General features: G+C 50.4%; 7 protein-coding genes. 2 read left to right on the forward strand and 5 right to left on the reverse strand.

Annotated features, from left to right (window positions below; translation table 11 throughout):
• Positions 1 to 17: 17 nt before the first annotated feature.
• The 4 genes from D328_RS0123295 to D328_RS0123310 all read right to left on the reverse strand — a co-directional run bounded on the left by D328_RS0123295 (position 18) and on the right by D328_RS0123310 (position 3,691).
• The gene (locus D328_RS0123295) at positions 18 to 890 is read right to left on the reverse strand and encodes a LysR family transcriptional regulator (protein WP_018887468.1); all 873 of its coding nucleotides are present in this window, start codon (positions 888 to 890) and stop codon (positions 18 to 20) included.
• A 146-nt stretch (positions 891 to 1,036) separates the two neighbouring features.
• The gene (gene ssuE, locus D328_RS0123300; protein ID WP_018887469.1) at positions 1,037 to 1,585 is read right to left on the reverse strand and encodes an NADPH-dependent FMN reductase; all 549 of its coding nucleotides are present in this window, start codon (positions 1,583 to 1,585) and stop codon (positions 1,037 to 1,039) included.
• 107 nt (positions 1,586 to 1,692) lie between these two features.
• Entirely contained in the window at positions 1,693 to 3,066 is a 1,374-nt protein-coding gene (locus D328_RS0123305; protein ID WP_018887470.1) for an LLM class flavin-dependent oxidoreductase, read from the reverse strand.
• Positions 3,067 to 3,415: 349 nt separating this feature from the next.
• A complete protein-coding gene (locus tag D328_RS0123310) occupies positions 3,416 to 3,691 on the reverse strand; it encodes a glutaredoxin family protein (RefSeq protein WP_018887471.1) in 276 nt (91 codons plus the stop codon).
• A 275-nt stretch (positions 3,692 to 3,966) separates the two neighbouring features.
• Here D328_RS0123310 and D328_RS0123315 point away from each other — a divergent pair, with 275 nt between their 5' ends.
• Positions 3,967 to 5,985, forward strand: coding sequence for a methyl-accepting chemotaxis protein (locus D328_RS0123315; RefSeq protein ID WP_018887472.1), 2,019 nt, complete (start codon positions 3,967 to 3,969; stop codon positions 5,983 to 5,985).
• 407 nt (positions 5,986 to 6,392) lie between these two features.
• Here D328_RS0123315 and D328_RS0123320 read toward each other — a convergent pair whose 3' ends face one another.
• Positions 6,393 to 8,141 carry a methyl-accepting chemotaxis protein gene (locus tag D328_RS0123320; protein ID WP_018887473.1) on the reverse strand — a complete coding sequence of 583 codons (1,749 nt, stop codon included), beginning with the start codon at positions 8,139 to 8,141 and terminating at the stop codon, positions 6,393 to 6,395.
• 147 nt (positions 8,142 to 8,288) lie between these two features.
• Between D328_RS0123320 and D328_RS0123325 the strand changes: the two genes are divergently transcribed.
• A partial coding sequence (locus tag D328_RS0123325) for a helix-turn-helix domain-containing protein (RefSeq protein WP_018887474.1) occupies positions 8,289 to 8,487 on the forward strand: 199 nt, incomplete at its 3' end.

Below are 8,487 nucleotides of genomic sequence, written 5' to 3' on the forward strand. Positions count from 1 at the left end.
CTGAACTTCTATATTTTCTATAAATGTCGAAGCAGTTCCCCGAATGTATCCGCAAAGGGAGAATGCTCCTCCTTCAAGGTCACTACGCTAATTTGCAGCGACACCCCGGCAACCTCCGGAACATGAATCGGGATCAAGCTTCGCTCATGAACTTCCTTTCTCACAGACAATCCTGGCAAGAAGGCAATACCTGCCCCTTGGAGCACCAGCTTCTTCGCTGTCTCTGAGTTATCCACCTGATAGGTGATATCTGCCGGGTGCTCCAATGCGTCGAAGGCACGATGAATTCGCATCCAGTCTAGAGAACCGCATTCGAAGAAGACAAGCGTCTCGCCGTGCAAGGCCTCCAGACTAATCTGGCCCAGCCTCGCGAATGGATGATCTTCATAGACATACAACTGAATAGGGTCTTCATAGAACGCAACGGTACGGATAGAAGGATGCATCACCTTACGCACTAAGGCGAGATCAATCTCCTTGGCTAGCAATCTGTTCACGAGTTGATCCGTAGGAGCCGTCGTCAGCTTGATGCTGACCTCTGGATAGGCCTCCTTGATCTTGGGCAGGAAGTCGGGAATTACATAATTCGATACCGATACCGTACTACCCAGACGCAGGGTCTCCAGTAATTCCTGACGCCGCTGTAAGGAATGCCGTCCCTTTTGAATCACCTGCAAAATCTGCTGCGCGTAAGGAAGGAACTTTCTGCCTTCATCCGTCAGCACGATTTGCTTGCCCATACGATTGAACAGCTTGCAGCCCAGCTCTCGCTCCAGAGTCTGGATACGTGCCGTTACCGACGGTTGAGACAGGAACAGAATTTCGGCTGCCTTGTTGAAGCTACCATAATGATGGATATAGACGAATGCCTCAATATTCTCGATATTCATATGCCGCCTCCGCACAGGCGTCTTATAGACACCTTTAAATACAACATAACCAATTAACTTACTTGGTTTTTTTGTATCATAATGCGGACTTACGCTGCTGTCAACCAATGGATAATCTCCTAATGGCTTGTTCTCTCTTCGAATCCCTAAGAAATGGCAGGCTGAGTAGCAGGCAAAGGCTCTGTAAGCTCCTGTAGAGAGCGCTCAAGTCGGTCAATAATTTCAGCTGACAGGGAGAACCCTCCTTGCTCCAGACGAGTAATTCCCTGATCAACTGCATAGACGCCTCCCAGCAGCTGTCTCGCCCCCAGCGCGGACAGCACAGGCTTCAGCGCATAATCAATCGCTAGCAGATGAGCTATTGAGCCGCCAATGACCAGCGGAAGCACAGGCTTTCCTCGTAATCCCTCTTGTGGAATCAGGTCCAAAAACAACTTCAGTACACCGGAATAAGCCGCTTTATATACTGGAGTCGCTACAATTACAGCATCAGCTGCCTGCACGCTTGCTAATGCCTGCTTGACCGCTATGCTGTTAAAGTCGGCATAAACCAAGTCCTCAGCTGGCAGAGCTGATACCTGAATGACCTCCACAGACAGTCCAGCTCTCTCCAGCACTTCCGCGCTGTAGCTGGTCAGCCCGGTAAGTCGTGAGCTCACCGAAGGTGCGCCCGCAATGATTACTACATGTGGCATATCATGACCTCCTGATTCGTTGAGGGAATGGGGTAGAATTCTTTCCTCCCCTTATACTTGACTGATCGCTTTATGCATAACTGATCACTTTATACATGACTGTTGCTTTATACTTGACTGGTCGCTGCTGTAGCTGGTGTATCCACGGATGCCGTGGACGACTTATAATCTGCTGCATACTGATTGACCGGAATCGTCAGCCCCAGATTCCCTCGCAGCGTGTCCGCCTCATATTCCGTGCGGAAGAGTCCACGTTGCTGCAGGATCGGTACAACTTGCTCCACAAAATCAGCAAAGCTGGAAGGCACACCGCCTGCCACAATGAAGCCATCTGCTGCCCCGGCCTCGAACCAGGCTTGCAGCTTATCAGCAATCTGCTCCGGAGTGCCAATGAAGCCCGTCCGTGGAGTCGCTTCCCGCAATGCCACCTCGCGCAGCGTCAGCTTCTGCTCCTGAGCCTCCCGCTTGATTCGATCCGTCGTACTACGAAAGCTGTTTCCGCCTAATTCTCCGATCTCCGGGAACGGCTCATCCAGCGCATATTGTCCAAAATCATGATGCTCGAAATACCGGCCCAGGTAATCCAGCGCATTCTGAATCGTGACCAGCTTCGCCAGCTCCCAGTATTTCTGCTCGGCCTCTTGCTCCGTCTCTCCTACGATGACGTTGATCCCTGGCAGAATTACAATATCCTCCGGTGATCTTCCAAAGGCCACCGCACGCTGCTTGACATCCTGATAGTAATCCCGGGCTGACTCAAGAGTCTCATGGTTCGTGAATACCGCATCTGCGTGCTTCGCGGCCAGAGTCTTGCCATCCTCCGAGGCCCCGGCTTGGAAGATGACTGGCTGACCTTGACGAGAACGAGCGATATTCAGTGGTCCTTTGACCGAGAAGAACTCACCTTGATGGTTGAGCGTGTGCAGCTTCTCTGGATCAAAAAATACACCTGTCTCCTTATTACGTACAAAGGCATCATCCTCCCACGAATCCCACAGTCCCTTGGTCACCTGCAGATATTCATCTGCAATCCGGTAACGCAGCGGATGCTCGGGATGCTGTCCCTTGCTGAAGTTCAGGGCAGAGCCCTCTAGTGGGGACGTCACGACATTCCATCCGGCACGACCATCGCTCAGCTGATCCAATGAGGCGAATTGACGAGCCACCGTGAATGGTTCGCTATACGTCGTGGACAACGTGCCGACAAGACCAATTCGCGAGGTCACGCCACCAAGAGCGGATAGAACGGTAATCGGCTCAAAGCGATTGAGAAAGTGTGGAAGAGATTTCTCCGTAATATAGAGCCCATCTGCCACGAAGAGAAAATCGAATTTACCTTCTTCCGCCTTGAGTGCTTGCTCCTTATAGAAGCTGAAGCTAACACTCGCATCTGGCTGGGCATCAGGATGTCTCCATCCTGCCATATTACCGCCTACCCCATGCAGAATAGCACCCAACTTGATTGATTTGCGTTGACTCATGAATCATCTCCACCTTTCGCATACTTTCGCTTAATGCACCTTGGGCAACGAACGGCCCACACTTGCTCTTGTATATAGCCTCCTATTGGCCCCACACCCCGTACTACAGCATTGTTTATGCCTGGCTATATATGAATCCTGGTTGAATTTCGGTAAGCTTGCACCTTGACCAGATCAAATGTGAGTGTAGAGCCGCTGCAAGCGGGGAGCCCTGTCGACCATTGTTGAGCTTGCTGTTCTAATGAACGAATTTGAAAAGCTGATGAACAGCAAGCTTAAAGATGGGCACTAATGGAGCGAATGAGCTGTCAGAGCCAGAGGCTATATCGCACGAGGCCAATCCGCCGAATTACGAGATGACCTCTTCTCCAGCGGCGGCCAACAGCTGCTCCAGCTTGGTCAGATCAGGCTCCAGCAAAGCCTCATAGACTCCGCCCCTGCCTACCTCCACCACAGGTACGTGACGAATGCCATACTTCAATTCCAGTACGTCGCGCAAAATGTCGTTGCCTGATACTTCAATATTTTGATAAGGCTGATTCTTGGACTCCAGATAAGACTTCACTTCTCCGCAGAAATGACAGCCTTCCTTGCTCCAAAGGACAACAGTAGTGGATGATGGCATCAAATAACCTCCCAATCATGATATATAGATAGAATAGAATAAGCGTTTATATTTTATAATACCTATCTGTTAAATAGGAATTATGATGTTAAATCTACTCCCTCCCCTGATCAACGTCAATTGAACTCCAATAGATTATGACTATTCACAGATAGAACAATTCAATCTGAAGCCGCACACAACTCCTTAATATTAAGAAAACTTAATTAAATTAGCGTATGCATCCATCCGATATAATCTCTAAATTGTGTGGTTATTTAAAAGGGGATAAGCTGATGTCATTTAAAAATTCACGCTTCGTTCATGCGTTTCTCACCTTCACTTCGCTCCGTCAGACAGCTGGCCGTATTGTGTTATCTTCTTTACTCGTCGTGATCGTCTGTGTGTCCGTTCTGTCCGTCACGTTCTATGTGCCGACCTCGAAAGAGACCATCAACCGATTGGAACATGAAATGGAGATGAACACGAAGCTGCTGGCAGAGCAAGTTGACAGTCAGCTCTCGGATAAACGTACCATCCTGCAAATATTAGCCGAGGATGGTGCAGAGTACGGGGAAGAGCATGAGCTGCATCTTAACAACATTAATCGCTCGCAGCAGCTTCACCCTGAATTCACATCCATGATCTACTCCCTTGATCCGACAGGGAAGTCTGCGTTCGATCTCACAGGTAAAGAGGTTGACGTGTCTGGGCGTAGCTATATCAAGGATATTCAGGCAGGCCAGTCGTTTGTATCTGATCCAGTACTGTCCAAGGTGGATAATCAGATCATTGTTGTAATTGGAGCACCACTAATGAAGGATGGACAAGCCTTCGGCTTCTATCTGGCCTCATATCCAATCGGCTCGGTGGTAGAGAAACTGAGCTCCTTCACACATGGCGAGACAGGGCAAGCGATCATGACAACCTCTGACGGTACATTTATTTATTTTGCGGACGAGTCCTATATTATGAACAAGAAAATCTCGGATCTGGGCAACCCCGCTCTTGAAGAGGCATTCGCCGATGCTGTGCAAAATGGCGCTACCTCGGTAAGCTTCAATCAAGACGGGACCAACCAGCTATCTTATATCGTGAAGACGGATTTGAATTGGCTTGTTGTCACCAATCTGGAAGAAAGTGAATTTCTACAACCCATTAGAGCCATGCTCATGCTTGTGCTGCTCGTCGGAACAGGTATGATTATTGCGGCCCTCATCCTGAACGTTCTTATTGCACTGAAGATTGTCTATCCGATTCGTCAGTTGACACAAGGTATTGACAAGCTGGCACAAGGTGACCTTACACATCGCATCCCGGTCAAAGGAAATAACGATATTAGTACAGCACTTCTTGCATATAACACGGCTAGTGAGAGAATGCGCGAATTAATGCAGGATGTAAGCGGCCTAAGCGGGCAGCTGAGCAGCTCTGCCCACCAGCTTGCCTCAGGAGCCGACCAAGGCTCACAGGCAGCGCAAAATATTTCGGAGGCTATTGTCATCGTTGCCGAGAGCTCAGACCAGCAGACTGCAAGTGTTCAGGACGGCAGCCATGCCGCCGAGAATATAGCTCTGCAGATCAACGGTATTGCTGTGCACAGCACTGATGCAGCGAAGATCGCTACAGCAGCCTCTACTCTGGCAACCGACGGCCATACGGCCATGGATCAGCTGAACGGAAAGATGAGCGAGATGGAGCACGGAATTAGTGAGCTATCGGGCACGATTCAAGATCTGAGCACACTATCCGCCAAAATTGAGGAGGTCGTCAGCGGCATTAGTCTTATCGCCCGTCAGACCAACATTCTCTCCCTGAATGCCGCTATTGAAGCTTCACGGTCCGGGGAAGCCGGGCGGGGCTTTGCTGTTGTCGCCGATGAAATCCGCAAGCTTGCCGGGCAGTCGATGGCATCGGCGGAGCAGATTGCTGGCATCATCGGCAGCATACAAGGGGAGATCCATCGAACCATGCAAGCCTCCGAGCTCACCGTTGCCCAGGCCCTTCAGGGCAGACAAGCTGGTGAAGCGGCCAGTGAGCTGTTCACCCGGATTCGCTCTTCAATAGGACAGGTAGCTGACAGCATTCACAGTGTATCAGCCGCGGCAGATGAGATTGCATCAGGTACTGGCAGCCTTGTTGATTCCATTCGTCATATTGCCAAGTCAGCCAACGAGACCGCAGCAGAGTCACAAAACGTCTCGGCAGCAGCACAGCAGCAGATGGCGTCCATGGAAGAGATTGCTTCCTCCTCGGCAGAGCTGGCCAGCATGGCCGAAAAACTGCGCACGCAGATTGCACAATTTAAGCTGTAACACCAAGCATCCTAAATATAGAGCAGACTTTATAGAGCAGACTTTATAGGGAATACTTTTAATAGCAGACTTTGCAAGTCAGAGAGTAGACTTTGCAGGACAGAGAAGCAGCCTTGCAAGCTGTTCTTGAAGAACAGATATGCGACCTTCATGGGTCGTTACGGATCGCAGACGAACTCCTTGTTTCGAAAGAAGCACGGGAGCTCGTCTGTTTTTTATCACAAGCCATCCCCCTTCCCCTTACGTGATCAACAAAAAAGCCTGTAGAGCAGTTCCTGGCGGAACCTTGTCTACAGGCCGATTGGAGGAGTATCCCTCCGGCTGACTCTATGCATCTTTCTTTATCATCTTTCTTTATCATCTCTCCATGACCATCAGCTCAGCAGCAATCTCTGTCGCGTCACACCTCACACCTGTACCTTCTGAACCGCTTCATTCATCTCCTGTGTGCGTTCCTGCAACTCCTCTGCCGTCTGGGCAACCTTCTGGAAGATCACCTGTTGTTCATTCGTCAGCTGATAGATTTCATTAGACTTATCCGAGACATCTGCCGCAATTCGGAATATGGAGTCCACCGAGGCAGCTGCCTCTTCCGTGCTGGCTGTAATCTCCTCGACCGAGGCCGATACCGATTGCACACGACCAGCCACCAGCTCGAAGACGTCAACGACATGGACAAATGCCTGCTCTGCTTCTCTTGAGGACATAACTCCCTCACGAATCTCTTGTCCGGCTACTTCCATCTGTGTACCGATCTGGTCCGATTCTCGCTGAATGCCGTGCAGCAGCTCCGAGATCGTATGAACAGAGACGCTGGAGGCCTCCGCCAGCTTCCTTACCTCTTCAGCAACCACCGCGAAGCCCTTGCCATGTTCTCCTGCACGAGCCGCCTCAATCGAAGCGTTCAGAGCGAGCAGCTTCGTCTGACTGGCGAATTCCTCCAGCGTATTCAACGCGCCGCCAATCTGCTGCGAGTAGCCCTGAAGCCCTCCTGCCATCACCGTGACCTCTTGAGCTACCGTGGCAATCCGTTCGACCTGCGCTCTCAGCTGCGCCATTCCCTGCTTGCCAGACTGAGCTGAAGTCAGTGCCCCAGTAGCTGCATCCGCTACAGAAGAGGCGGACTCGGAGATCAGCACGATGCCTTTGGAGATCTCCTCCATGACCTGTGCACTGTCCTCCGCCCCTTGCCTTTGGGTATGGGCACCTTGCCGAATATGTTCTACAGCTTGGTCTACAGTGCGACTCATCTGCAGCATGGCCTCGGCATTACGGTTGAACTGGTGAGCAGAGCTCATCAACGTATCTGCCGTAGCTGTCACACCCGCAATCATTTGCGCCAGCATCTGATTCAGATTACCTGACATATAGATCATCGCCTTGAAGGTACTACCGATCTCATCCTGACTTTTCAACGGATAACGGGTCAAGATGTGATTGGCTTCGGACAGCTCACCCTTGGCCATACGATCCACACTTCGCTTCAATATCTGTAGTGGCCGCAGCCCCTTATGTACGAACCACAACACAATAATAATTCCAGCAATCGTAATGACGGTCAGTCCGATATAAAATGGAATACTGGAGCGAATAATGCCCTCCTCAATCTCATCCAGACTAGATACTGAGGTGTCGATGCCAAGCACACCAATCATCGTGCCCGAAGCATCCACAATCGGTGCATAAGAGGAGATATAGTCCCCATATTCGGGATTGCGAATAATGGATGAGCTTGCGGTCCGACCCTGCTGCAGCTCTAGCACGGCCTCCTCCGGAATATCCGTCACTTCATTCATCGGTGAAGCCAGCGCCTCATCACGCATACCATCCACCATGATCAGGGGCTCACTTCCGTCAAGTACGACAAAATACACATACATAGCCCCGATTCGTTCACGAAAATCATCCAGCTCATCCCGGATCTGGAGTGATGTGCTATTCTCCTGCCGATCTCTGGCTACCTCAACATAGAGCTTCGTATCCATTTGGGAGGCGTAGCTCTGGGCAATCTGTATATTGTAGCGGGTAATCGCTTCCTGAGCAGCCTCCTTCATAATCATTAGCTGCAGCAGTAAGCTTCCTGTAGAGATGATGACCATCATCAACGTAACTATCGTACCGATGCGAACCACTAAATTCTGCCTGAACAACCTCATTCGACACACGCTTCCTCTCGCTACATCCACGTCTTTTTTGCCCAAGAGATCGTTAACACCCGACCTCCGTCTGAAGTGCACCCCTTAGAATAGACATTGGAAAAACCCCTTGGTTTAACCGATGAATTTCTAGGGGGTGCATTTTTAATGGCTATTAAAGGTCAAAAGTTTAAGACGTATTCCGAGGAACTCAAGGTGGAGGCAATTCGCCTGCACGTAGAGGAAAAGTGGACGTATCGGCAGATCAACGATCATTTCGGAATCCAAGATCAGGGTCGGATGAAGCGTTGGATGCGAAAATACCGTGAGAAAGGTGAGTTTGGTCTATTGGATCAACGAGGAAGGC

It is taken from the genome of Paenibacillus massiliensis 2301065 = DSM 16942 (genome assembly GCF_000377505.1).
Taxonomy (GTDB): domain Bacteria; phylum Bacillota; class Bacilli; order Paenibacillales; family Paenibacillaceae; genus Paenibacillus; species Paenibacillus massiliensis.